Raw genomic sequence first — 26,630 nt, forward strand, 5'->3', positions numbered from 1 at the left:
GGGAGAGCAGGGCGCCGCTGACCGGTGGACGGCACTTCGGTGCATGGAAGGGGTCCTCCCGCGAGGGAGGGCCCCTTCCTTCGTTTAAAGGGGCCCGGCGGCATCATGGTCTATCGGGGGCATGACGGGGTGCGGCGGCGCGCCTGCGGATGTGGCCCGGCGGCATCATGGTCTATCGGGGGCATGACGGGGTGCGGCGGCGCGCCTGCGGATGTCCTCGGAGTCGTTCTGCGCGCCATCGAGCGTCGAGCCCTTTGGATCGGGTTCCCCCATACAAAGGGTCCTTCCGTCGTAAAGGGGATTGCGGCGTCGCAAGCCAATTCCCAGTGGGGTCCAAGCGACGCTCATGGAGACGCTTCATTAGAAACACATGAACAGGTGTTCGGTACAGTATGTTCTACCTGCATAAATATCAGAGTAGAATCTCAACTAATCCAAAACAGAATACTAGTCAAGTCTTTAATTGATAAACGGTTTGTAGTTGCTAAACTAGTAGGTTGCGATATCAGGCGATTTGTGCCTGTACGTTGTTTCGCGTGCACAGGGCGTCTATACGCACCGTGGTCGAGGATACAACGAAGCGCGATCGTCTAGCAAGCCGCATTTTCCCAAGAAGGAGGGAACGCCTGGTGAGTGATGCAAAAGCCACCCTGCCGGTAACGGCAACAGAGCGCACGCGCGTCAACTTCGGAAAGATCCCCGAGGTGATGGAGCTGCCGAATCTCATCTCCGTTCAGAAGGAGAGCTTCCAGCGCTTCATGACCGATGGACTTCGTGAGGCATTCAAGGAGTCCAGCCCCATTCAGAGCCAGAATCATGTCCTCGAGGTCACCTTCGGTGACCACCAGTTCGGCGACCCCGCCCACGATGTGGACGAGTGCCGTGAGAAGGACATGACCTATCAGGCTCCGCTGCTGACCGACGTTCGTCTTACCAATAAGGAGACGGGCGAGATCAAGGAGCAGCTCGTCTTCATGGGCGATTTCCCCATGATGACCGATCAGGGCACCTTCATCATCAACGGTACCGAGCGCATCGTCGTCTCGCAGCTCGTCCGCTCCCCGGGCGTGTACTACGGCTCCGAGATGGACGGCGGCAAGCAGGTATACAAGGCGCAGGTCATCCCTGCCCGTGGCGCCTGGCTCGAGTTCGAGGTTGACAAGCGCGATCAGCTCGTCGTTTCCATCGACCGTAAGCGCAAGCAGTCCGCAACCATGTTCCTGCGCGCCCTCGGCATCGCTACGACCAATGACGAGATCATCGAGATGCTCGGTGATTCCGACGTCGTCAAGCGCACCATCGAGCGCGATACCGCCCTCACGCGCGAGGATGCCCTTATCGAGATCTATCGTCGCCTGCGTCCGGGCGAGCCCCCGACCGTCGACGCTTCCCGCAGCCTCCTCGAGGGCCTGCTCTTCAACCCGCAGCGTTACGACCTGGCGCGCGTGGGTCGCTACAAGGTCAACAAGAAGCTCGGTCTGGAGACCGCCGAGGACGTCGTCGTTCTGACCGATGAGGACATCGTCGCCACGCTGCGCTACCTCCTCGAGCTCGCAGCCGGCACCCCCGGCTTCAAGACTGACGATATCGACCACTTCGGCAACCGTCGTATCCGTACGGTCGGCGAGCTTGTTGCCAACCAGTTCCGCATCGGTATGAGCCGCATGGAGCGCGTGGTTCGCGAGCGTATGAGCTCGCAGGACATCGACGAGATCACGCCTCAGAGCCTGATCAACATCCGTCCGATCGTGGCGTCCATCAAGGAGTTCTTCGGCTCTTCGCAGCTCTCACAGTTCATGGACCAGTCCAACCCGCTGACCGGTCTGACGCACAAGCGCCGTCTGTCGGCCCTCGGCCCCGGCGGTCTTGCCGGCCACAAGTCCGGTTCCAGCCGGCGTACGAACGTGCCTACGGCCGTCCGCGACGTCCACAACTCGCACTACTCCCGTATGTGCCCCATCGAGACCCCCGAAGGCCCCAACATCGGCCTGATCGGTTCGCTGTCGCTGTACGCCCGCGTGAACGAGTACGGCTTCATCGAGGCCCCGTATCGCCGCGTCGAGAACGGCGTTGCTACCGACCAGATCGACTGGATGACCGCTGACGAGGAGGAGAACCACATCATCGCGCCGGCTAACACGCCGCTCGATCCCGCGACCAACGAGTTCGTGGAGCGCGAGGCCGATGGTAGTCTCGTTCGTCCTCACACCATCGTCGCCCGTACGCGCGACTTCGACGGCTCCTTCGGTGCTCCCGCAGACGTGCCCGTCGAGATGGTCGACTACATGGACGTCTCGCCGCGCCAGATGATCTCGGTCGCCGCCACCCTCATTCCCTTCCTCGAGCACGACGACGCCAAGCGTACCCTCATGGGTGCGAACATGCAGCGCCAGGCTGTGCCGCTGGTCCATCCGGCTGCCCCGTACGTCGGCACCGGCATGGAGCGCCGTGCCGCCCTGGACTCCGGCGAGGTCACCCTGGCCCGTCATGCCGGCGAGGTCATCTTTGCCGACGCCTCCAAGATCACCGTTAAGTACGACGGCGGCATGGATACCTATCGCCTGCCCAAGTACCAGCGTTCCAACCAGTCCACGTGCATCAACCACCGCCCGCTCGTCCGCGTGGGCGACGAGGTCGTGCAGGGTCAGCCGCTGGCCGATGGTCCCTCGACCGATCACGGCGAGCTCGCTCTGGGTCAGAACCTCACCGTTGCCTACATGAGCTGGGAAGGCTACAACTACGAGGACGCTATCGTCGTCTCCGAGCGCGTCGTGGCCGAGGACCTGCTGACCACCATCAACATCTCCCGTCACGAGATCGACGCGCGCGACACCAAGCTCGGTCCCGAGGAGATCACGCGCGAGATTCCGAACCTGTCCGAGGACATGCTCGCCAACCTCGATGAGGACGGCGTCATCCGCATCGGTGCCGAGGTCGGCCCGGGCGACATCCTGGTGGGTAAGGTCACCCCCAAGGGCGAGAGCGCTCTGACCGCCGAGGAGCGTCTGCTGCGCGCCATCTTCGGTGCGAAGGCCCATGACGTCCGCGATACGTCCCTCAAGATGCCCCACGGCTCCTACGGCCGCGTCATCGACGTCGTTCGCTTCAGCCGCGAGGCCGGCGACGACCTGGCTCCGGGCGTGAACGAGATGGTCCGCGTCTACGTTGCCCAGCGCCGCAAGATCCAGGAGGGCGACAAGATCGCCGGCCGTCACGGCAACAAGGGCGTTATCTCCAAGATCCTGCCGGTCGAGGATATGCCCTACATGGCCGACGGCACCCCTGTCGACGTCATCCTCAACCCGCTGGGCGTTCCCTCCCGTATGAACGTCGGCCAGCTCCTCGAGTGCCACCTCGGCTGGGCTGCCGCTTGCGGCTGGGATGCCGAGAACGAGGACTCCGACGAGTACGTGCCCGGTCCGTTCTTCACGGCGACCCCCGTCTTCGACGGCGCCCACGAGGACGAGATCGCCGAGGTCATCCGTCGCGCCAACAAGAACATGGTGAACCTCGCCACCAAGCGCTTCGGCGAGCACATGCGTCCCGAGTTCGTGACGCAGCTCGACGGCCGGGGTAAGACCCGCCTGTTCGACGGCCGCTCCGGCGAGGAGTTCCGCGAGCCCATCACCGTGGGTACCTCCTACATCCTGAAGCTCGGCCACATGGTCGACGACAAGATCCATGCTCGTTCCACCGGTCCCTACAGCCTGGTTACCCAGCAGCCCCTGGGCGGTAAGGCCCAGTTCGGCGGCCAGCGCTTCGGTGAGATGGAAGTGTGGGCGCTGTACGCGTACGGCGCATCCAACGTCCTGCAGGAGATCCTCACGGTCAAGTCCGACGACACCGTCGGTCGCGTGAAGACCTACGAGTCCATCGTGAAGGGCGACAACGTTCCCATGGCGGGCATACCCGAGTCCTTCAAGGTTCTCGTGAAGGAGATTCGCTCGCTCGCCCTCGATATCGAGCCCGTGCGTACGCACGAGCCCGAGGTCGTCGAGGACGCCGAGGAGATGCTCGGCGCATCCGACGTCCTGCCCTCCATCGACGAAGCCGACACGTCCGCCGACGCCGCCGAGGCTCTGATCGGCGAGCTCACCGCTTCTACCACTGATAAGGAGTAGACACTGTGGCAGATTTCGAAGCTACTGATTTTGACGCGGTAAAGATCTCCCTTGCCAGCGCCGATACGATCCGCTCCTGGTCGCACGGCGAGGTCAAGAAGCCGGAGACCATCAACTACCGTACCCTCAAGCCCGAGAAGGACGGCCTGTTCTGCGAGAAGATCTTCGGTCCCGCCAAGGACTGGGAGTGCTCCTGCGGCAAGTACAAGGGCATCCGTTTCAAGGGCATCGTCTGCGAGCGCTGCGGCGTCGAGGTCACCTCGGCCAAGGTGCGTCGCGAGCGCATGGGCCACATCGAGCTCGCCGCTCCGGTGAGCCACATCTGGTATTTCAAGAGCCCCACGAGCTTCCCCATGAGCCGCCTGCTCGACATCAAGAGCAAGGACCTGGAGAAGGTGCTCTACTTCGCCAGCTACATCATCACGCACGTCGACTACGACGCCCGTGAGGCCGACGCCGAGGACCTGCGCGAGGAGCTTGCCGCCGACCTCGAGGAGATCGACGCCGAGTGCGCCCGCCAGATCGAGTCTCTGAAGGAGCAGGGTAACCCCGAGAACTTCGACGAGTTCTCCGATGAGGAGCCCCTGACCCAGGAGGAGATCGCTGCCGGCATCATCGATATCGAGGAAGAGTGCAAGGACGAGAAGCAGCTCCGCTCCGACGCCTTCCAGGCCTTCATGAAGCTCTCCGAGCGCGACCTCATCTCCGATGAGCCGCTGTTCCGCGAGATGAAGCGCTACTACTCCATGTACTTCTCCGGCGACATGGGCGCCGAGGCCGTGCGCGACCTGCTGGCCGCCATCGACCTCGAGTCCGAGTCCGAGCGCCTCAAGGCCATCATCGCCGACGAGGACGGCCAGAAGCAGAAGCGCGAGAAGGCCGTCAAGCGCCTCGAGGTCGTGGATGCCTTCCTGAAGGGCCACAACGACCCCGCCAACATGATCCTCGACGTGATTCCGGTCATTCCGCCCGATTTGCGCCCGATGGTCCAGCTCGACGGCGGCCGCTTTGCCGCGTCCGACCTGAACGACCTATACCGTCGCGTGATCAACCGTAACAACCGCCTGAAGCGCCTGCTCGACCTCGACGCGCCCGCGATCATCGTGAACAACGAGAAGCGCATGCTGCAGGAGGCCGTGGACGCCCTGTTCGACAACGGTCGTCGTGGTCGCCCGGTCTCCGGCCGTGGCGGTCGCCCGCTCAAGTCGCTGGCCGAGGCCCTCAAGGGCAAGCAGGGCCGCTTCCGTCAGAACCTGCTGGGTAAGCGCGTCGACTACTCCGGTCGTTCCGTTATCGTTACGGACCCCACCCTCAAGCTGCACCAGTGCGGCCTGCCCAAGACCATGGCCCTGGAGCTCTTCAAGCCCTTCGTCATGAAGCGCCTTGTCGAGCTGGGCAAGGTGGAGAACATCAAGGGTGCCAAGCGCTCCATCGAGCGCGGCGCCAGCTTCGTGTGGGACATCCTGGAAGAGGTCATCGACGGACGCCTGGTGCTGCTCAACCGTGCACCTACGCTGCACCGCCTCTCCATCCAGGCCTTCGAGCCCGTGCTGGTCGAGGGTAAGGCCATCCACCTGCATCCGCTGGTCTGCGCCCCCTTCAACGCCGACTTCGACGGCGACCAGATGTCGGTGCACGTGCCGCTGAGCCTCCAGGCCCAGGCCGAGGCCCGCGTGCTCATGCTCTCCGCCAACAACCTGCGCTCCCCGGCTTCGGGCAAGCCCGTGAACGTCCCCTCCCAGGACATGATCATCGGCGTGTACTACCTCACCCAGGCCCGCGACGGCCTGTCGGGCGAGGGCCACGTCTTCGCGAGCTTCGATGACGCCCTGAACGCGTACGACGCCCGTACCGAGGTCGACCTTCAGGCCAAGGTCCAGGTTCGCGTGTCCGCCGCCGACGCCAACCATTTCGAGGGCGAGAAGAGCTTCTTCCGCGTGAAGAACGATCGCAACGAGTTCGTGGACTACGACGTCACCGGCACCAAGACCTGCCGCTTCGAGACGACCATCGGCCGCATCATCTTCAACCGCCAGTGCCTGCCGGCCGACTACGAGTTCATCAACTACAAGATGGTCAAGGGCGATGTGGGCAAGCTCGTCGCGGCCTGCTGCGACCGCTACCCGCAGGCCGAGGTTGGCCCGATCCTGGACGCCATCAAGTACGCCGGCTTCCACTTCGCGACGCGCGCCGGCCTCACCATCTCCCTGTGGGACGCCCTCATCCCCGATGAGAAGCCCCAGATCCTGGCCGAGGCCCAGGACCGCGTCGACTCGATCAACGAGTACTTCGAGGAGGGCTTCATCAACGAGATGGAGCGCCACACCGAGGTCGTTAACGAGTGGACCGCAGCCACCGACAAGGTCGCGGCTCTCATGCTCGACATGTTCGACGAGGAGAACCCGATCTACATGATGGCCGACTCCGGCGCTCGAGGCTCCAAGACCCAGCTGCGCCAGCTCGGCGGCATGCGCGGCCTGATGGCCGACATGTCCGGTGAGACGATCGACCTTCCCATTAAGGCGAACTTCCGCGAGGGCCTGCTTCCGCTCGAGTACTTCATCTCGACCTACGGTGCTCGTAAGGGCCTGGTCGACACCGCGTCCCACACCTCCGACTCCGGTTACCTCACGCGTCGTCTGGTCGACGTCGCGCAGGACGTCATCGTCCGCGAGGAGGACTGCGGTACGGAAGAGGGCTGCACCTACAACCTCATCATCCCCGGCACCGACTCGATCAACGCCGACCTCGTGGGCCGTTGCTTCTCCGAGGACGCCGTGGCGGCCGATGGCACCGTCGTGTTCAAGCGCGGCGAGTACATCGAGACCACCGCTGATATCAACAAGCTGCTCGACGCCGGCCTGAAGAAGGTCACCCTTCGCGCGCTGCTCACCTGCCGTTCCAAGTACGGCGTGTGCCAGAAGTGCTACGGCTGGGACCTCTCCACCCGTCGTCCCGTCGCCATCGGCACCGCGGTGGGCATCATCGCCGCGCAGTCCATCGGCGAGCCCGGCACGCAGCTGACGATGCGTACGATTCACTCCGGCGGCGTTGCAGGCGTTGACGATATTACGCAGGGTCTGCCTACCGTCGGCCGTATGTTCGACGTCGTTGGCAACGTCAACGAGAAGATCCTGGGCCGCGAGGCCGACCTGGCTCCCTTCTCGGGCCACCTGGCCATCAAGCCGGAGAAGTCCGAGTACGTGCTCACGCTGACCGATTCCTCCGACCACAGCCGTGTGCTGGAGGAGAAGCGCGTTCCCGCATCGGTGCGCTTCATGCCCGGCATCGAGGACGGCTGCGAGGTCCGCGCAGGCGACCAGATCACCAAGGGCTTCGTGAACTTCCGCAACCTGCGCAAGCTCACGGATATCGAGAGCACGATGCACACGTTCGTCGAGAACGTCAAGGACGTCTACACCAGCCAGGGCGTCGACCTGAACGACAAGCACATCGAGGTTATCGCCCGTCAGATGCTGCGCCGCGTTCAGATCACCAACCCCGGTGACTCCAACTACCTGCTGGGCCAGTACGTCGATCGCTATGAGTTCGCCGACGAGGTCGACCGCATCGCCCGTCGCGGCGGCGCCACCCCCGCGGCCGAGCCCGCGATCCTGGGTACGCTCAAGGTCGCTTCCTCCATCGACTCCTGGCTGTCCTCCGCGTCGTTCATCCGTACCGCGGGCGTCCTCACCGAGGCTGCTATCGAGGGCAAGGTCGACCACCTGCTCGACCTCAAGTCCAACGTCATCGTGGGTAAGAAGATTCCGGTCGGTACCGGCCTGAAGCCCTACTCCGATGCCGCGCTGACCTATCGCACCTCCGACGGCTACGTGACCGTGGGCGGCGCCACCGCCGGCAACTCCAAGGCTCTGCCCGAGTGGGCACCCGAGGAGCTCAAGGAGCTCGACGAGCAGCTGCCGCAGCAGCTCGACTGGAGCGGCTACGACGATTACGGTTCGGGCGACGGCTCGTTCACCCGTAACGGCCGCACCATCTCCGCTGAGGATGCGCGCCTGTATCTGTTCGACGACCTGGGCGTGTCCCAGCGCTGGACCAACAAGTTCAGCGAGGTCGGCATCGAGACCGTCGGCGACCTGGTGGGCAAGTCCGAGGAGGACCTGCTCCGCATCGACGGCATCGGCGCCAAGGCGATCGAGGAGCTGCGCGACGGCCTGGAGGCGCATAACCTCCTGTACATCCTCGATAACACCGAGGACGTGGCCGACGAAGAGGATCTCTCGCAGCTGCTGCAGATGGTCTTCAGCCCCGACGGCCCCGACGATATCCTGCTGGGCACCAGCGCTCCGCGTCATCACTACGACTCCGATGAGGAGATGATCGGCGGCGCTCCGAGCGCTTCCGGCAAGGATGCCGGCAACGGCGGAATCATCAACGAGGATATGGCCTCCATCGATGAGCTGCTCAACCAGCTGGTTGACCAGGACGACGGCGATAGTCCCGAGGATCCCAACGGCCACAACTCCTACGAGGAGTAATACGGCTGCCCACGCCATAGGCTGAGAGAGGGCCCGTTCCCCGAGAGGGGAGCGGGCCTTTCGCGTATAGAGCGCGGTTGGCCGTGCGGGCGCTATATACTGATGCGCTGTGAGTGCGGGGCGCGGCGGTTTGTCCGCGGACTCCGCTTCGATCGATGAAGGGAGCCTGATGGATCAGGTTATGTCGCAGCTGGGCAGCCAGCTGTTCTGGATCTTGGTGATCGTGGTAGCGGGCCTTATGGGTGCCGGCATCTTCCGCATGAACCATCGCGGCAATCGGACGCGCATGCAGGCGCTCCTGGGCAAGCCGGAGCCGAAGGAGGCTTCGCCGAGCGAGCGCAAGCGCCCTAAACCGCGGCCTAAGAAGAAGCGCTAGGGCGAAGGGCCCTTGCTTCGTAGGCGGGGATGAACGCACCTTGCTGCGGTTCGCCCGATGAATTCGCCCACTGGTATTACATATATGTACGTTTCTCCTGCTATGGGCTACCATAGAAAGGCATTATTCATCCTAGAGATGGGAGAGAAACGTGGACAAGGTCAAGCTACGCATCAAGCGCGTGCTTGCAGGTGTCGCCGCCGTTGCGCTTGCGGCGGTCTGCATGGCGGCCCTGCCGGTGCGCGCTATGGCGGCAGAGGGGGTGCACAGCATCTTCTCGATCGACGCCGGCCGCAAGTACTTCTCGGCCGATCAGCTCAAGCAGATCATCGATCGCGCCGCGAAGAACGGCTACACCGACGTGCAGCTCATCCTGGCCAACGACGGCATGCGCTTCTTCCTGGACGACATGTCTGTCTCGGCGAACGGCCAGAGCTACGAGAGCGACGCCGTGAAGGCCGCTCTCACCGCGGGCAACAACTCGTACTACGAGGACCCCAACGGCAACGCCCTCACCGAGGCCGAGATGGACGACATCGTCGCCCACGCCGAGAGCAAGGGCATCGGTATCGTGCCCGTCATCAACAGCCCGGGCCACATGGACGCGCTGCTGGTCGCCATGAAGGAGCTCGGCATCCAGAACGCGGCTTACACGAACGGCAGCAAGGTCTCCAAGCGCACCGTCGACATCACCAACGACGAGGCCGTGAACTTCCTGTACGCCGTGCTTCAGAAGTACATCTCCTACTTCGGTGAGAAGGGCGTCTCGGAGTACTTCAACTTCGGCGCCGACGAGTTCGCCAACGACGTCTTCACGAACCCCGGCTGGGGCGAGATCCAGCGCAACGGCGCGTACAAGAACTTCGTCGACTACGCCAACCACGTGTCCGGCCTCATCAAGTCCGCCGGCATGAAGCCCGTCTGCTTCAACGACGGCATCTACTACAACCGCAACACGAGCTTCGGAACGTTCGATCAGGACCTCACCGTGTCCTACTGGACGTCCGGCTGGTGGGGCTTCTACGTTGCCAAGCCCGAGTTCCTGCAGCAGCAGGGCCTCGACATCCTGAACACCAACGATGCGTGGTACTGGGTGCTCGGCAACATCGACTCCGGCGGCTACCAATTCAACAACGCGGTGAAGAACATCGCCTCCAAGGGCTTCAACGAGGTGACGGGCGCCAGCGGTGCCATCCCCACTATCGGCAGCATGCAGTGCGTCTGGTGCGACGAGCCCTCCAAGCCGCATGACATGGACCGCATCTTCGAGCTGATGGACAAGTTCTCCGCCAAGCACGAGCAGTACATGCCCAAGCCCGTCGAGCCGCCGCGCGCCATCTTCTCGATCGACGCCGGCCGCAAGTACTTCTCGGCCGGCCAGCTCATGCAGATCATCGACCGCGCCTACATGAACGGCTACACCGACGTGCAGCTCATCTTGGCCAACGACGGCATGCGCTTCTTCCTGGACGACATGTCGATCCAGGCCAATGGCAAGAGCTACGAGAGCGACGCCGTGAAGGCCGCCCTCACCGCGGGTAACAACTCGTACTACGAGGACCCCAACGGCAACGCCCTTACCCAGACCGAGATGGACGCCATCGTCGCCCACGCCAAGAGCCGCGGCATCGGCATCGTGCCGGTCATCAACAGCCCGGGTCACATGGACGCGCTGCTGGTCGCCATGAAGGAGCTCGGCATCCAGAACGCCGCGTACACCAACGGCAGCAAGACCTCGGTGCGCACGGTCGACATCACCAACGACGAGGCCGTGAACTTCCTGTACGCCGTGCTGCAGAAGTACATTTCCTACTTCGGTAAGGCCGGCGTCTCCGATTACTTCAACTTCGGCGCCGACGAGTTCGCCAACGACGTCTTCACGAATCCCGGCTGGGGCGAGATCCAGCGCAACGGCGCGTACAAGAACTTCGTCGACTACGCCAACCACGTGTCCGGCCTCATCAAGGCCGCCGGCATGAAGCCCGTCTGCTTCAACGACGGTATCTACTACAACCGCAATACGAGCCATGGCACCTTCGATCCGGATCTGGTGATCTCTTACTGGACCTCCGGCTGGTGGGGCTTCAACGTTGCCAAGCCCGAGTTCCTGCAGGGCAAGGGCCACGAGATCCTCAACACCAACGATGGTTGGTACTGGGTGCTCGGCCGCATCGATTCCGGCGGCTACCACTTCAACAACGCTATGAAGAATATCGAGGCCAAGCGCTTCAACGAGGTGACGGGCGCCAGCGGCGATGTCCCCACCATCGGTAGCATGCAGTGCGTCTGGTGCGACGAGCCCTCGAAGCCGCATGATATGGGCCGCATCTTCCAGCTGATGGACAAGTACGGCACCAAGCATGACCAGTACATGCCCAAGCCCGCCAACTACGCCGCCGTCGACGCCGCCCTGGCCACCGTGCCCGAGGATCTTTCCATCTACACGGATGAGACCGCCCAGGCCGTGAGGAAGGCCGTGGCCGCCGTGAAGCGCGGCTACAAGGCCGACAAGCAGGCCGCCGTCGACAAGATGGCTGCCAACATCACCGCCGCCGTCGAGGCCCTGGTCGAGCGCCCGGCCGACTACGCCGCCGTCGATGCCGCCCTGGCGCGCGTACCCGAGGACCTCTCGGTGTACACCGCCGAGACCGTCAAGGCCGTCGAGGACGCTGTGGCCGCCGTCAAGCGCGACCTGACCATCTCCAAGCAGGAGCAGGTCAACAAGATGGCTGCCGACATCAACGCCGCCGTCGATGCGCTCGCCCTGCGCGACGCCGACTACACGGCCGTGGATGCCGCCCTGGCCACCGTGCCGAAGGACATGTCCAACTACACGTCCGAGACCGTTAAGGCCGTCGAGGACGCCGTGGCAGCCGTCAAGCGCGGCTACAAGATCGACAAGCAGGCCGAGGTCGACAAGATGGCTGCCGACATCGAGGCCGCCGTCAAGGCGCTCGCCCTGCGCGACGCCGACTACTCCAAGGTCGACGCCGCCCTGGCCACCGTGCCGAAGGACCTGTCCATCTACACCTCCAAGACCGCCAAGGCCGTCGAGGACGCCGTCGCCGCCGTGAAGCGCGGCTACAAGATCGACAAGCAGGCCGAGGTCGACAAGATGGCCGCGGACATCACTGCTGCCGTGAAGGCGCTCGTCGAGCGCCCGGCCGACTACGCTGCCGTTGACGCCGCCCTGGCCACCGTGCCCGAGGACCTCTCGGTCTACACGCCCGAGACCGCCAAGGCAGTGAAGGACGCCGTGGCCGCCGTCAAGCGCGACCTGACCATCTCCAAGCAGGCCGAGGTCGACAAGATGGCCGCGGACATCACCGCTGCCGTCGAGGCCCTGGAGCTGCGCGACGCCGACTACTCCAAGGTCGACGCCGCCCTGGCCGCCGTGCCGAAGGATCTGTCGGGCTACACCGATGCATCCGCCAAGGCCGTGAAGGACGCCGTGGCCGCCGTGAAGCGCGGCTACAAGATCGACAAGCAGGCCGAGGTCGACAAGATGGCCGCGGACATCGAGGCCGCCGTCAAGGCGCTCGCCAAGAAGCCCGCCGACAAGCCGGTCGTGAACCCGGGCAACAAGCCGGGCAACGGCTCGTCCAGCGGCCTGCCCACCACGGGCGATCCCGCTCAGCTGATCGGCCTTATGGCCGCCGGCATGGGCGTTGCCGGTGCCGGTTTGGGCATCGGTCTGCGTCGTCGTAAGAACGCCGCATAGCGCACGAATCTCTCGTTCGCGAGCAGCTGCATAGGCTCGCGCGCCGACGGGCGCGCGTGCCGCCGCAAACGCACGATCCCCCGGAGCATGGCGCCCCGGGGGATCGTCTTGTTTCGAGGTGGTTGAAACGTGCCGTGTGCCAGGGGAGGACGGATGTCTCCAAACGGGCTTCTGGTGCTGTGCAGCCAGGTCGTAACGGCTCTGATAGAGGGGGCGAAAGGGCCTGCCCCGGTGTTTCCGGCACCGTTTGTGGAGATTCCGCGCTATTGGCCTCAATTAGCGATACGCCCGGGCGCGTGGACTGTTGACACTGCAGCTGCGACCTCGTATTCTATCGAACTGCGTGTTTCGTAGGCGGATGCTGACGCCTCGATTCAAGCCGTTGCACTTAGGAAAAAGCTGGAATCATCACGAAGAAGGAGTACGTTTTGCCTACTATTAACCAGCTGGTACGCCAGGGCCGCAAGTCCGTTCCCAAGAAGTCCAAGAACGCAGCTCTGCAGCACAACTCCCAGAAGCGCGGCGTGTGCACCCGCGTGTTCACCACGTCCCCCAAGAAGCCGAACTCGGCTCTTCGTAAGGTCGCCCGTGTCCGTCTCGTTAACGGCATCGAGGTCACCGCATACATTCCTGGCGAGGGCCACAACCTCCAGGAGCACTCCATCGTCCTCATCCGCGGCGGCCGTGTTCGCGACCTCCCCGGTGTTCGTTATCACGTCATCCGTGGCGCCTACGACGCTGCTGCAGTGAACAACCGCAAGCAGTCCCGCTCCAAGTACGGCGCGAAGCGCCCGAAGTAGGAATAACACCCTACGCAATCTGATCCAACGAATAGAGGAGATTTCATATGCCGCGTCGTGCAGCAAAGAATAATCGCCGCGAGGTTATGCCGGATGCTGTTTACAACAACCGCCTCGTGACCCAGCTTATCAACAAGGTCCTCCTGGACGGCAAGAAGGCTACCGCCGAGCGCGTCGTCTACGGCGCCTTCGACATCGTGGCCGCCAAGTCCGAGGGCGACGCCCTGGCCGTCTTCAAGAAGGCCATGGACAACGTCCGCCCGACCCTCGAGGTCAAGCCCAAGCGCGTTGGTGGCGCTACCTACCAGGTCCCGATGGAGGTCAACTCCCGTCGTTCGACCCAGCTCGCCATCCGCTGGATCGTCAACTTCTCCCGCGCCCGCAAGGAGAAGACCATGGCCGAGCGTCTCGCCAACGAGATCCTCGACGCCTCCAACGGCGTTGGCGCTTCCGTGAAGAAGCGCGAGGACGTCTTCAAGATGGCCGAGGCCAACCGCGCGTTCTCTCACTACCGCTGGTAATTTAGGGAAGGAACTTCAGTCATGGCTAAGCCCAAGTACAAGCTTTCCGAGACCCGTAACATCGGCATCATGGCTCACATCGATGCCGGTAAGACCACCACGACCGAGCGCATCCTGTACTACACCGGTAAGAAGCACAAGATCGGTGAGACCCACGAGGGCGCTGCCACCATGGACTTCATGGTGCAGGAGCAGGAGCGCGGCGTAACCATCCAGTCCGCAGCTACCACCTGCTTCTGGAACAAGGACAACAAGGATTACCGCATCCAGATCATCGACACCCCGGGCCACGTTGACTTCACCTCCGAGGTCGAGCGTTCCCTCCGCGTTCTCGACGGCGCCGTCGCCGTCTTCGACGCCGTTGCCGGTGTTCAGCCGCAGTCCGAGACCGTGTGGCGCCAGGCCCGCAACTACAACGTCCCCCGTATCGCGTTCATCAACAAGTATGACCGCGTCGGTGCCGACTTCTTCAACGCCATCCAGACCATGAAGGATCGCCTGCAGGCTAACGCCGTGGCCGTCCAGGTCCCGATGGGCGCCGAGGACAACTTCTGGGGCGTCATCGACCTCGTCACCATGACCGCGTGGGACTTCAAGCCCGACGCGAAGGGCATGACCTATCCCGAGCCGCTCGACGAGATCCCGGCCGAGTTCGCCGACATCGTGGAGGAGAAGCGCGCCGAGCTGCTCGACGCCGCCGCCACCTACGATGACGAGCTCATGATGATGGTCCTCGAGGACGAGGAGATCCCCGTCGACATGCTCAAGGCCGCTATCCGCAAGGGTACCCTGGCTAACGAGCTCAACCCGGTTCTCGTGGGCTCCGCCTACAAGAACAAGGGCGTTCAGGAGCTGCTCGACGCCGTCGTCGACTACCTGCCCAGCCCACTCGACGTTCCCGCTGTCGAGGGTACCAACCCCAAGACGGGCGAGACCGAGACCCGCGAGGCTACTGCCGACGCTCCGTTCTCCGCTCTGGCCTTCAAGATCTCTACCGACCCGTTCGTCGGTAAGCTCACGTTCTTCCGCGTGTACTCCGGTCACGTGGACGCCGGCTCCTATGTTGCCAACGCAACCTCCGGCAACCGCGAGCGCTTCGGCCGCATCCTCGAGATGAACGCGAACGACCGCGTCGACGTCGACGGCGCCTTCGCCGGCGACATCCTCGCTGCCGTCGGTCTGAAGAACACCACCACCGGTGACACCCTCTGCGAGGAGGGCAAGGAGCTCATCCTCGAGCAGATCGAGTTCGCCAAGCCCGTTATCGACATCGCCATCGAGCCCAAGTCCAAGGCCGAGCAGGACAAGATGTCCATCGCTCTGACCAAGCTCGCCGAGGAGGACCCGACCTTCCAGGTGTCCACCAACCACGAGACCGGCCAGACCATCATCGCCGGCATGGGCGAGCTGCACCTCGAGATCATCGTCGACCGTCTGCTCCGCGAGTTCAAGGTCGAGGCTAACGTGGGTAAGCCCCAGGTTGCCTACCGTGAGGCTCCGGGCCACGACGTCGAGAAGGCCGAGGGCAAGTTCGTCCGCCAGTCCGGTGGTCGCGGCCAGTACGGTCACGCCGTCATCAAGCTCGAGAAGATGGAAGAGGGCTTCGGCTACGAGTTCGTCAACGCCATCGTCGGCGGCGTCGTGCCCAAGGATTACATCCCGTCCATCGATAAGGGCATCCAGGAGGCGCTGAACACCGGCGTCATCGCCGGCTACCCGGTCGTCGACGTCAAGGTCACCCTGTTCGACGGTTCCTACCACGAGGTCGACTCCTCCGAGGCCGCGTTCAAGATCGCTGGCTCCATGGCCATCAAGGACGCCCTGAAGAAGTCCGACCCGATCCTGCTCGAGCCCTACATGTCCGTCGAGGTCGAGACCCCCGAGCAGTACATGGGCGACGTCATGGGCAACCTCTCCGGTCGCCGTGGCAAGATCGAGGGCATGGACGACCGCGCTGGCAGCAAGGTCATCCGCGCCAAGGTGCCGCTGGGCGAGATGTTCGGCTATGCTACCGACCTTCGCTCCCAGACCCAGGGCCGTGCATCCTATACGATGCAGTTCGACTCGTACGAGCCCGCCCCCAAGTCCATCACGGACGAGGTCATGAGCAAGAACGGTAACTAAGGTACCCGCTCGCACTAGTATCACCCGCGAGGATGCCCTCGCATTCCATTTGGAGGTTCAAGTTGTCTAGCCAGAAGATCAGGATCCGCCTCAAGGGCTATGATCACGAGATCGTCGATCAGTCCGCGAAGCTCATTGTCGAGACCGCTCAGAAGACCGGCGCTCGCGTTTCCGGCCCCATTCCGCTGCCCACCGAGCGCAACCTCTACACGGTTATCCGCTCCCCGCACGTGAACAAGGACTCCCGTGAGCAGTTCGAGATGCGCACCCACAAGCGCCTCATCGACATCCTCGACCCCACCAGCGGCACCGTTGATTCGCTCATGCGTCTCGACCTCCCCGCCGGCGTCGACATCGAGATCAAGCTCTAAGCTGATCGCTCGATTCTCGCGCGTCTCGCATACATCGCATGCGATTCTGGCCGTCACCCGTTCGGGTGGCGGCCTTTTTCATTTTGGATGGCCTCAGGTAGGGGATGCGCGGGACGTTGGCCATGTGGTAGCGGCACCGTTTTGGGTCGGCTTCGACGTCTGTGAAACATTCGCGCCGCTATCTCAAGAGGTTTATGATGAAACATTGCAGATATGAGAGGGGAGAGGTCCATGGTTGAGTGGATACTGAGACATGCGGGCGACGACCGCGCCCGGGTTGGGTCGATGGCCGGTATGGTGTGCATCGTGCTCAACGTTGTGCTGTGCATAGCCAAGGCCGCGATCGGCCTGCTCAGCGGCTCCGTTTCCATCGTGGCAGACGCGTTGAACAACCTGTCCGACGCGAGCTCGAACATCGTGAGCGTCTTGGGTTTCAAGCTCGCGAGCAAGCCGGCCGATCCCGAGCATCCCTATGGCCACGGACGCTATGAATACCTTTCGGGCTTGGTTGTCGCGGTCCTCGTACTCCTCATCGGCGTCGAGCTGGTGAAGTCATCGATCGATAAGCTCTTGGCGCCCGAACCCATGGTGTTCTCCCTGGCGCTCGTCGTGGTCCTGCTGCTGTCGATCGCCGTGAAGTTCTGGATGGCGGCGTTCAATCGCAGGCTTGGCGAGCGCATCGAGTCCGAGACCCTTCTGGCTACCGCGCAGGATTCGAAAAACGACGTCATCGCAACCGCAGCCGTCCTGGCGTCCGCGATCATAACGCGTGTAACCGGCATCGAGCTCGATGGCTGGATGGGCCTGGCGGTTGGCCTCTATATCGGCTGGAGCGGTATTCAGCTCATCAAAGATACCGTGGATCCCCTGCTTGGGTCGGCGCCCGATCCGCGACTCGTCGAGCACATCCGAAGCAAGATCATGAGCTATCCCGGCGTGTTGGGGACGCACGACCTGATGGTGCACGATTACGGCCCGGGCAGGCAGTTCGCCAGCGCGCACGTCGAGATGGCCGCGGAGTCAGATCCCATCGCGAGCCACGATACGCTCGACAACATCGAGCAGTCATTTAAAGATGAGGATGGCATGATCGTCACCCTGCACTTTGATCCCATCGTGACCAACGATCCCGCTGTGGTGGACATGCGCAACCGCATCGACGCGCTTGCGAAGGAGATCGACCCGCGCGTGTCCATCCACGACCTGCGAACGGTGCCCGGGCCCACGCATACGAACGTCATCTTCGACTGCCTGCGTCCGGAGGATTGCGCGCTCAATGCGTCTGAGCTCAAGCGCGAACTTGCCGAGTCCGTGCAGGCCGAGTATCCCAAGGCCGTGGCAAAGATCACGGTGGACGAGGACTATGTGAGCGCCGAACAGTAGGCGATGCGCCCTTCGCTTCGATGGGCGGCCCGCCTCAGAAAAGTGCCTGTCCCTTTTCTGAGGCCTCACCTCAGATTAGGGACAGGCACTTTTCTGAGGGGATAGGCCGGGGATCCCGGCGGGAGACGAGGAGAGACGATGAAGCAGCTCTATTTGATGCGTCATGGGCAGACGGTGTTCAACGTCCAGAAGCTGGTCCAGGGGCGTTGCGATTCGCCGCTTACCGATACGGGCATCGCCCAGGCGCGGGAGGCGTCGGCTTGGCTTGCCAGCCAGCAGGTGGCGTTCGACCGTATATGCACTTCGCCGTTGGGGCGCGCCTACAACACGGCATGCATCGCGCGCGAGGCGCTGCAGGAGGCAGCCGGGCGTTCGGGCGAGGCGGCGTGTTCCGTGCCCGTCATCGAGGTCGTGGACGGCCTGATCGAGCGAAGCTACGGCCCCTACGAGGGTGGACCGCAACGCGCGGTGACCGCGGACGTATGGGATCCGGGCGAGACGTTGGTGCCCGAGGGCGGAGAGGGCAGCGAGGCCGTGCGGTCGCGCATGGTGGATACGCTCACCGCGCTCATGGCACCCGAGGACGTGCGCACCCTGCTGGCGGTATCGCACGGATCTGCCACCATGCAGTTCAAGCGCGCGTGGGAGCACGCGGCGCGCTGCGACCAGGACCAGCCGCTGGGTAACTGCTGCGTACTGGTCTTCGATTTCGACGAGGAAAGCGGTGTGTTCTCGAATACCAAGATCGTGAATCTGCCGGCATAGCGCGCATCTCGATCGCCGCGAACGCTTCGGCATGCAAAACGCGGGCGGCCCGCTGCGCTAGCGGACCGCCCGCGTTGGCGTGAATCGATAATCGACCGGCCGGTTCCTACTCGTCGCCGAAGCTGATGCCCAGCGCGCGGGCCTCGCGCACCAGGTCGCTGTTGGGGTCGACGAGCTTGAGCTTGCCGGCCACCTCCTCAAGCGGCACGCGGCACATGCGCCCGTTGCGCTGTGCCACCATGAAGCCGTATTCGCCCTCGAGGCAGCCGAGCGCCGCCTCCACGCCGCACTGCGTGGCGAAGATGCGATCTTGGGCATCGGGCGCGCCGCCGCGCTGCGTGTGGCCCGGAATGGCCACGCGCGTCTCGCGACCGCAGATCTTCTCGATCTGGCGTGCGAGGTCGTAGGCGATGGAGGGAGAGGTGCGCGCTGCCACCTTGGCCTTGTACTCCTTCTTGGGCAGGGCGGCGTCCTCCTTGGAGATGGCGCCCTCGGCCACCACCACGATGGTGAAGCGGCTGCCGGCCTCCATGCGGCGCTCGATGGCAGCCTGCACGCTGGCGAAGTCGTAGGGAATCTCGGGGATGAGGCAGACGTCGGCGCCGCCGGCGACGGCCGCGTACAGGGGGATCCAGCCGACCTTGTGGCCCATGATCTCGATCACGAAGACGCGACCGTGGCTGGACGCCGTGGTGTGGATGTCGTCGATGCAGCGCGTGGCTACCTCAACGGCGCTGGTAAAGCCGAAGGTGATGTCGGTGCCGAAGGTATCGTTGTCGATGGTTTTGGGCAGGGCGATCACGTTGAGGCCCTCCTCACGCAGGCGGTTGGCCGTCTTGGTGGAGCCGTTGCCGCCCAGCATGAACAGGCAATCCAGGCGAAGCTTCTGGTAGGTGCGCACCATGGCGGGAACCTTGTCGACGCCGTCGGCCTCGGGGGTATCGAGGCGCTTGAACGGCGTGCGGCTCGTGCCCAGGATCGTGCCGCCGCGCGTGAGGATGCCGCTGAAATCCTTCATATTCATGAGCTTGTAACGGCCGTAGATGAGGCCCTGGTAGCCGTCCTCGAAACCGTAGATCTCCACGGGCTCGTGGGCGTTGTGGAGCATGGTCTTCACGATGCCGCGCATGGTCGCGTTGAGCGCCTGGCAGTCGCCACCGCTGGTGAGCAGTCCGATTCTTGGCATGGGTCCTCCCAAGATACGTGGTAAGTGACAGAAAATGGGTACGGAAGCTAGTTTGGCACAACGGGGCGCGCAGCGTGCCCGCAGCCGTGCAAAACGGCGTTCTGTAAGGTGTTTTTTACGTTGGGGCTGCGGCGCTGGCGTTAGCGCCGCACTGTCCGTGCCGCAGCGCGCCCGCGTCGCGCCCTGCCTGCCGCGTTTGAGCTGCAGCAGGTTTTACGGTTCTGCCCATGCCGCCACGACCGCTGCCGCGCGGCCGGGCCAGTTCGTACCCGTATCGCGCGAGGTGTGCGTTTTCGCTGGGTGCGGGGCCTCTCGTCTCGCGTTGGGCGTCGATTCGGTATCATCGTGAAGTTAGCTATGTCGAGCATCCGAGTGGGCGACCCTGCGCGTCGGCGCCCGGAATCGTTTGGAAGGAATGACATGATCAAGGAAATCGTGCACGACCAGATCCTGCTGTCGCAGGTTGCCGAGCCCGCTACCGCCGAGGACGCCGCGGTCGCGCAGGACCTCATCGACACCATCAAGTCGCTCGACGATTGCGTCTGCCTTGCCGCCAACCAGATCGGCGTGAACAAGGCCATCGTCGCGTACGAGCAGAAGGGCCACGTCTTCGTGCTCTTCAACCCCAAGGTCCTGGCCGGCATGAAGCCGTTCAGGGCGCAGGAGGGCTGCCTGAGCCTCGAGAGCGTCTCGAGCGTCAAGCGCTTCCAGACGGTTCGCGTGTCCTTCCAGGAGCTCGTGGGCGAGCAGCTCGTCCCGCGCACGCGCACGTTCCAGGACTTCACCGCCCAGTGCGTGCAGCACGGCATCGATCACTGCGCTGGCAAGCTGGTGTAATCGCAGACCGCTAGCGGACATATCGCGTTTGCAGAGCGCTCGTATACGGGCCCGGGGTCGACTCGGGCCTTTTTCATGCCGATCGGAGGCGGGCGATTGCGTCCGCAGCGCGCCGCGCGGCGGGCATGTTTGCCCCATGTCGCGGGAGCCGCGCTCGGGGCCGTGTGATCCTCCACGGCCCTCACATAGGTGGGGAGGAACGATGGAGGCCGACCCTGCCTTCCGTGGCTCGTTGACTACGACGTAACGTCGTAGTTTTGAATACCAACCAAGCGACGAAGAACGGCGTCGCGCAATCATGGACGGGCTGGCCCGCATGCGTGCCGGCCCGTTGTGTGCAGGGGAAGGCATGGCCTTTTCCGCTTGGTTGGAAGGAGCATCTATGTTCAAGGGCGCGGTCTTGCGCTATCTGGTATCCGATGCGTTGTCGCTCATCGGCAACTCGATCGCCGGCGTGGTGCTGCCGCTGGTGCTGCTCGCGCGCACCGGCGACGTGCTGGCCGCCGGCTCGCTGGCGCTTATCTGCGCGGTGCCGCAGTTCGTGTGCGGCGTGGTGGGTGGCGCGCTGCTGGATCGCATGAACCGCCGCACCGTGAGCATCGTGGCGGACTTCATCTCGGCGGCGAGCTGCGCGCTGCTGCCCATCATCGACGAGGTGTGGGGCTTGAGCTTCGGCTGGTTCGTCCTGCTGGGCCTGCTGGGCGCCGTGGGCGACGTGCCGGGCATGTCGGCGCGCGACGCGCTGCTGCCCGCGGTGTGCGAGCGCGAGGGTGCCGACCTGCAGCGCTTCGTGGGCGCGAGCCAGTCGCTCGGTGCGCTGGTGAATATCATCGGCCCAGCGGTGGCGGCGCTGCTCATCGGCTTTATGGACGAGGCGGACGTGCTGTGGGTGACCGCTGCGTTCTCGTGCGCCGCCGCGCTGGTCACGTGGACGCTTCCGCGCTCCGTGGGCGAGGTTGCCGCCGCGGCCGAGGTCGAGCAGGCGAATGTCGCCGCCGTTCCCTCGAAGTGCGCTACGCTGCTGGCGACCGCGAAGTCCGTGCTGGTGGACGGCTTGGCCGCGCTTTTCGCGACCGATCCGCTGCTGCGCGCCTTCACCATGCTCTCGTTCGGCATCACCATGGTGATGGGCAGCCTGCAGGGCATCGTGCTTCCGGCGTTCTTCACCCAGATGGGTCAGCCCGAGGCCGTGGGCTACGTGGTGTCGGCCATGGGGGCGGGCCTGCTTATGGGCTCTATGGGCTACACCGCGCTGGCGCATAAGATGAGCCGTCGGCGCTGGCTCGTGGTCTCGCTGGTGGGCATGGCCGCCGCCGTGGGCGTGATGGGCCGCTTCCCCGAGCTGCCCGTGCTGCTGGCCGCGGCTGCGCTGCTGGGCCTGTTCGCCGGCCCCGCTTCGGCGCTGCTGGGATTCTTCGCCTTCGACCGCGTGCCCGACGAGCGCCGCGGCTCGGCGATGGGAACGCTCAACGCGCTCTACCTGGTGGTGGCGCCCGCCGGCGCCTTCGTGGGCTCGGTGCTCATCTCCACGGTGCAGATCCATGGCGCGGGCCCGGTGCTCGCCGGCGCCTGGCTGGTGGTGACCGTGGTCGCGCTGCTGGCGCGCCCGCTGCGCCATATCGAGGCGAAGGACCTGGCCGCAGATCGTATCTAACAGATATCAAACACGTCGAGAACGCCTGCGCGCTCATGGTGCGCGGGCGTTTTCGCGCATGCGGGCGGCGTGGCGGCGCGGGCGTGGCGGAGCATGTTTGCGGGAATGGGGCGAAGGAACGAGCAGATGGCCGAAATGGCGCTGGACGAGAGAGGGGGCGTGCGATAATCGATGGACGCGCAGCATGAGGCGGGGCGGTTTGGAACCGCGTGCGTATCGGACGAGCAGGAGCGGGTGAGGCACATGCGCAGCAACGAGTTGGCGAAGCTGGCCGGCGTGACGACGCGCACGCTGCGGCACTACCATGCCATAGGCTTGCTGGAAGAGCCGCCGCGCTCGGCAAACGGATACCGCGACTACGATGCCGCCGCCCTGCTGCGCGTGCTGCGTATTCGACAGCTGGCCTCGCTCGGGTTCCATCTGGACCAGGTGGCGGGCATGCTCGACGAGCTCGACGCCGAGCGCGGGGCGGATGCCGTGCGCGCCGCACCGCACGACGGACCGCGCGCCGACGAGCTGCTGGCCGAGCTCGACGCCGCCTTGGAATCGCGCATCGAGGACCTGCGCCGGCAGCGCGCCTTGATCGCGCGCCTGCGCGCCCACGACCTGGCCGCCGATTTTCCCGACCGCGCCGCGGGGGCGCTGGCGGCGATGGATCGCCTCGCGCGCCTCAGCGACGTGCCCGGGTTCATGAACGTGGCCTTCAGCGATGCCGACCGCCTGGCGATGGGCATAGCCGCCCACCTCTATACCGAGGAGGAGCTGGCCGAGATCGAGCGCGTGTTCACGGCGATCGTCGAGCGGGGCATGGTGGGGGAGTACCGGCGCGTGAGCGTGCTGGTGAACGACCTGCCCGCCGATGCGGACGAGCCCGCGCGCTCCGAGGCCGTTGCGGCTTGCCTGGGCTTTCTCGAGCAGCTTTCCGATTGCTTCGCGCCGGGCAACTGGCTGCGCGAGGACAAGGACTACGAGCTGCTGCTCGACCGCACGGCGAGCGCCGCCTTCAACGGGGCGCAGATCGACGTGTCGAACCGCGTGTTCGAGGAGTTCGCCCGCCGCATGGAGGCGCGTGCGTAGCGCGCGATCCGCGTGACGGCAGCCGGTGTCAAGAGAATCTATGCCTTCGATGCGCGCACCCGTGCGAGCGGCCTGCCGTGCCCTACACTGGAAAAGTTGCTACGTTTTTGAGCCGGGCCCTAGGGAGGCGGCGCTATGGCGCAGAATCACGACCTGTTTGACGACATCATCGATATCAGCAAGGGGCTGGGCGCCCTGAAGGACCCCTTCGGCGGCGTCACCGACGCGCTGATGGGCGTGGGTTCGCCCGATGCACCCCATTGGAACCCGGCGGACTACAAGGAGCGCCCGCGTGCGAACACCATTCCGTGCCTGGTATGCAAGCACGAGGAGAGCTCGTGCACGGCGTGCCTGGACGCATGTCCCGTCGAGGCGATCGATATCGAGGACGGCGGCATCGACGTGCTCGATTCGTGCCGCAAATGCGGCCTGTGCGCGGCCGCCTGCCCGACCGAGGCGTTCGTCTCGCCCCGAATCCAGCCCAAGAAGCTCTACGACGCCATCGCCGCGGCGGCTGCCGCGCACGAGACAGCGTACGTCACCTGCACTCGCGCGCTGCGACGCCTGCCGCGCGAGAACGAGGTCGTGGTGGCGTGCGTGGGCGATGTGACGCGCGAGGTGTGGTTCTCGATCCTGGCCGACTACCCCAACGTGAGCGTGTACCTCCCCCTCGACATCTGCACCCATTGCCGCAACACCACCGGCGAGGAGATGCTCGGCGAGGCTATCGCCACGGCTGAGGAGTGGGCGGGCGTCGGCCTGGGCCTGGAGGTGGAGGCGCGCGACCTCACGTGCACGAAGCGCCGAGAATACGAGCGCAAGGAGTTCATGGACAACATCATGCGCTCCACGGGCCTGGCGGTGACCAAGCTCAACCCCGCCACCGCCGCTATCGCGTCGGTATCGCAGCGCCTCAAGGCGCATTCGCAGCAGATCACCAACCTGGAGCGCACGCTCAACAAGGCCTGCGGCGTGACCACGCAGAAGCGCCGTCGCATCCTCATGCAGAAGAACCAGCTGCTCCTCTCCACGCTGCAGGCGCATCCCGAGCTCGCCGAGAGCGTGCGCATGGAGCGTCCGGTGTGCGATTTCTCGAAGTGCACCATGTGCGGCGAGTGCGTGCGCCAGTGCCCCACGTTCGCTTGCGACCTCACGCCCGCCGGGCGCTTCACGCTCGAGTCGACCTACTGCGTGGGATGCGGGTTGTGCGCCGAGGTGTGCGAGGACCGCGCCATCACGATGGTGGAGACGGATGCGAGCGAGCTCATCGTGCCCGATCCCGAGGCCGAGAAGCGCGCCGCCGAGGCCGAGAAGGCGCGCGCCGAGGCCCTGAAGGCCAAGGAGGAGGCCAAGAAGAAGCTGTCCGCCGCGCTCGACAAGGTGGAGAAGCTGGCGGATTAGCGTGTTCGCGGGCGCGCGCCGCGTGACCTGCGCCGCGAGCTCGCGTACAATAGCGACCAGGAAGATCGAGTGCCGCGATTCGCGCTAGACGCGATTCGCGGCGCCTTATGTTTGCAAGGAGAAGTACATGGCGCTTTCCATCGGTATCGTGGGCCTGCCCAACGTGGGCAAGTCGACGCTGTTCACCGCGCTCACCAAGAAGGGCGGCTTGGCCGCCAACTACCCGTTCGCCACGATCGACCCCAACGTGGGCATCGTGGACGTGCCCGATGCGCGCCTGCAGGCGCTGGCCGACATCGTGCATCCCAGCCGCATCATGCCGGCCACGGTCGAGTTCGTGGATATCGCCGGCCTGGTGAAGGGCGCCGCCGCCGAGGGCGCGGGCCTGGGCAACCAGTTCCTGGCAAACATCCGCGAGTGCGATGCGATCTGCGAGGTCGTCCGCTACTTCAAGGACCCCGACGTCATGCGCGAGGTCAACCACACGGGCGAGTTCGTGGACCCGGCGAGCGATGCCGAGACCATCATGACCGAGCTCATCCTGGCCGATATCCAGACGCTCGAGAAGCAGCTGCCCAAGCTCGAGAAGGAGGCCAAGCGCGATAAGGCGCTGGCACCCAAGCTCGATATCGCCAAGCGCCTGCTCGACTGGCTCAACGACGGCAAGCGCGCGGCTAACATGGAGATGACCGACGAGGAGCGCGCGGCCGCAAAGGGCCTGTTCCTGCTCACGTTGAAGCCGATGCTGTACGTGGCCAACGTGGACGAAGACGAGCTCACGGTCGAGCTCGACGCCATCGACGGCGTGACGCCCATTCCCATCTGCGCCAAGGTCGAGGCCGAGCTCTCGGAGCTCGAGCCCGAGGAGGCCGCCGAGTACCTGGCCGACCTGGGCCTGGAGCATTCCGGCCTGGAGACGCTCGCCCAGGCGGCGTACAAGCTGCTGGGCCTGCAGAGCTATTTCACCGCTGGCGAGATGGAGGTCCGCGCGTGGACGGTCCGTCAGGGCGCCACGGCTCCCCAGGCCGCCGGCGTGATCCACACGGACTTCGAGCGCGGCTTCATCAAGGCCGAGGTCGTGGCGTTTGAGGACTATGTCGAGCTGGGCGGCGAGGCCGGTGCCAAGGCCGCCGGCAAGCTGCGCATCGAGGGTAAGGACTACGTCATGGCCGACGGCGACGTGGTGCACTTCCGCTTCAACGTGTAGGCACGCAGGCGGTGATCGCCGCGCGCGGCGGACGGGCGCCCGGAGCCCCGCGCGGTGGTATACGAGAATCGAGAGAGGCGATTTCGAATGTTCAAGTACGGAAAGAAGGCCGGCATCATGTCGATTGTGCTGGCCGCTTTGGCGATCATCCCGCTGCTCGCGGTGATGTATTTCATCCCGCAGCTGCCCGAGTCGGTGCCCATGGAGTTCAGCGCCGGCGTGGCGACGCGCTTCAGCAACCGCTACGAGCTGCTGCTGGTCCCGGCGTTCGCGTTCCTGCTCTGCATGGCCACGTATATGAGCGCCGGCAAGCAGGCCCGCGCGCACGAGGAGGAGAGCGAGTCCGCGGCGGTGTTCACGGCCGAGCGCTACCTGCGCAACGGTATCGTGACCGGCGTGGTGCTCAATCTGGCCAACGCCTATCTGCTCTACATGGCCGTGACGGGGTCCGTTCCCGGCATGTAGGCGCGTCGACGCGTCTGGGCGACGGACAGCTTGGTTGTGCTGGAAGGGGTGCGTGCGCGCCCCTTTAATATGAGTTGAACATTGTCAAGAGGCAAAACCGGCCCGGCCGTCCGCGGAGCTAC

At 64.5% G+C, this 26,630-nt stretch carries 17 protein-coding genes; 16 read left to right on the forward strand and 1 reads right to left on the reverse strand.

The window, feature by feature from the left end:
- Positions 1-629: 629 nt before the first annotated feature.
- From E4J93_RS07935 to E4J93_RS07985, 10 genes are all read left to right on the forward strand, one after another.
- The gene (locus E4J93_RS07935; RefSeq protein WP_147588930.1) at positions 630-4,121 is read left to right on the forward strand and encodes a DNA-directed RNA polymerase subunit beta; all 3,492 of its coding nucleotides are present in this window, start codon (positions 630-632) and stop codon (positions 4,119-4,121) included.
- 5 nt (positions 4,122-4,126) lie between these two features.
- The gene (locus E4J93_RS07940; protein ID WP_147588931.1) at positions 4,127-8,620 is read left to right on the forward strand and encodes a DNA-directed RNA polymerase subunit beta'; all 4,494 of its coding nucleotides are present in this window, start codon (positions 4,127-4,129) and stop codon (positions 8,618-8,620) included.
- A 169-nt stretch (positions 8,621-8,789) separates the two neighbouring features.
- Positions 8,790-8,996 (forward strand): hypothetical protein, encoded by a 207-nt coding sequence (locus E4J93_RS07945; RefSeq protein ID WP_147588932.1) that lies wholly within the window; start codon positions 8,790-8,792, stop codon positions 8,994-8,996.
- Positions 8,997-9,147: 151 nt separating this feature from the next.
- Positions 9,148-12,717 (forward strand): family 20 glycosylhydrolase, encoded by a 3,570-nt coding sequence (locus E4J93_RS08300; RefSeq protein WP_255431972.1) that lies wholly within the window; start codon positions 9,148-9,150, stop codon positions 12,715-12,717.
- Between the two features lie 428 nt (positions 12,718-13,145).
- The gene (gene rpsL / locus E4J93_RS07960) at positions 13,146-13,517 is read left to right on the forward strand and encodes a 30S ribosomal protein S12 (protein WP_147588933.1); all 372 of its coding nucleotides are present in this window, start codon (positions 13,146-13,148) and stop codon (positions 13,515-13,517) included.
- A gap of 47 nt (positions 13,518-13,564) precedes the next feature.
- Entirely contained in the window at positions 13,565-14,038 is a 474-nt protein-coding gene (gene rpsG, locus E4J93_RS07965) for a 30S ribosomal protein S7 (protein ID WP_147588934.1), read from the forward strand.
- A 21-nt stretch (positions 14,039-14,059) separates the two neighbouring features.
- Positions 14,060-16,162: an elongation factor G gene (fusA, locus tag E4J93_RS07970; protein WP_147588935.1), complete on the forward strand. Its 2,103-nt coding sequence runs from the start codon at positions 14,060-14,062 to the stop codon at positions 16,160-16,162.
- 62 nt (positions 16,163-16,224) lie between these two features.
- Positions 16,225-16,533 carry a 30S ribosomal protein S10 gene (rpsJ, locus tag E4J93_RS07975; RefSeq protein ID WP_147588936.1) on the forward strand — a complete coding sequence of 103 codons (309 nt, stop codon included), beginning with the start codon at positions 16,225-16,227 and terminating at the stop codon, positions 16,531-16,533.
- Between the two features lie 231 nt (positions 16,534-16,764).
- Positions 16,765-17,916 (forward strand): cation diffusion facilitator family transporter, encoded by a 1,152-nt coding sequence (locus E4J93_RS07980; RefSeq protein WP_147588937.1) that lies wholly within the window; start codon positions 16,765-16,767, stop codon positions 17,914-17,916.
- A gap of 138 nt (positions 17,917-18,054) precedes the next feature.
- Positions 18,055-18,681: a histidine phosphatase family protein gene (locus tag E4J93_RS07985; RefSeq protein WP_147588938.1), complete on the forward strand. Its 627-nt coding sequence runs from the start codon at positions 18,055-18,057 to the stop codon at positions 18,679-18,681.
- 106 nt (positions 18,682-18,787) lie between these two features.
- Here E4J93_RS07985 and E4J93_RS07990 read toward each other — a convergent pair whose 3' ends face one another.
- Positions 18,788-19,867 (reverse strand): 6-phosphofructokinase, encoded by a 1,080-nt coding sequence (locus tag E4J93_RS07990; RefSeq protein ID WP_147588939.1) that lies wholly within the window; start codon positions 19,865-19,867, stop codon positions 18,788-18,790.
- Between the two features lie 420 nt (positions 19,868-20,287).
- Between E4J93_RS07990 and E4J93_RS07995 the strand changes: the two genes are divergently transcribed.
- From E4J93_RS07995 to E4J93_RS08020, 6 genes are all read left to right on the forward strand, one after another.
- Positions 20,288-20,704 (forward strand): peptide deformylase, encoded by a 417-nt coding sequence (locus E4J93_RS07995; protein WP_147588940.1) that lies wholly within the window; start codon positions 20,288-20,290, stop codon positions 20,702-20,704.
- Between the two features lie 382 nt (positions 20,705-21,086).
- A complete protein-coding gene (locus tag E4J93_RS08000) occupies positions 21,087-22,358 on the forward strand; it encodes an MFS transporter (protein ID WP_147588941.1) in 1,272 nt (423 codons plus the stop codon).
- A 171-nt stretch (positions 22,359-22,529) separates the two neighbouring features.
- Entirely contained in the window at positions 22,530-23,435 is a 906-nt protein-coding gene (locus E4J93_RS08005) for a MerR family transcriptional regulator (RefSeq protein WP_255431973.1), read from the forward strand.
- Between the two features lie 135 nt (positions 23,436-23,570).
- Entirely contained in the window at positions 23,571-24,836 is a 1,266-nt protein-coding gene (locus tag E4J93_RS08010) for a 4Fe-4S binding protein (protein ID WP_147588942.1), read from the forward strand.
- 127 nt (positions 24,837-24,963) lie between these two features.
- Entirely contained in the window at positions 24,964-26,043 is a 1,080-nt protein-coding gene (gene ychF, locus E4J93_RS08015) for a redox-regulated ATPase YchF (protein WP_147588943.1), read from the forward strand.
- 87 nt (positions 26,044-26,130) lie between these two features.
- Positions 26,131-26,508, forward strand: coding sequence for a DUF1648 domain-containing protein (locus E4J93_RS08020; protein ID WP_147588944.1), 378 nt, complete (start codon positions 26,131-26,133; stop codon positions 26,506-26,508).
- Positions 26,509-26,630 lie beyond the last annotated feature (122 nt).

It is taken from the genome of Collinsella sp. BA40 (assembly GCF_008014645.1).
Classification (GTDB): Bacteria; Actinomycetota; Coriobacteriia; order Coriobacteriales; family Coriobacteriaceae; genus Collinsella.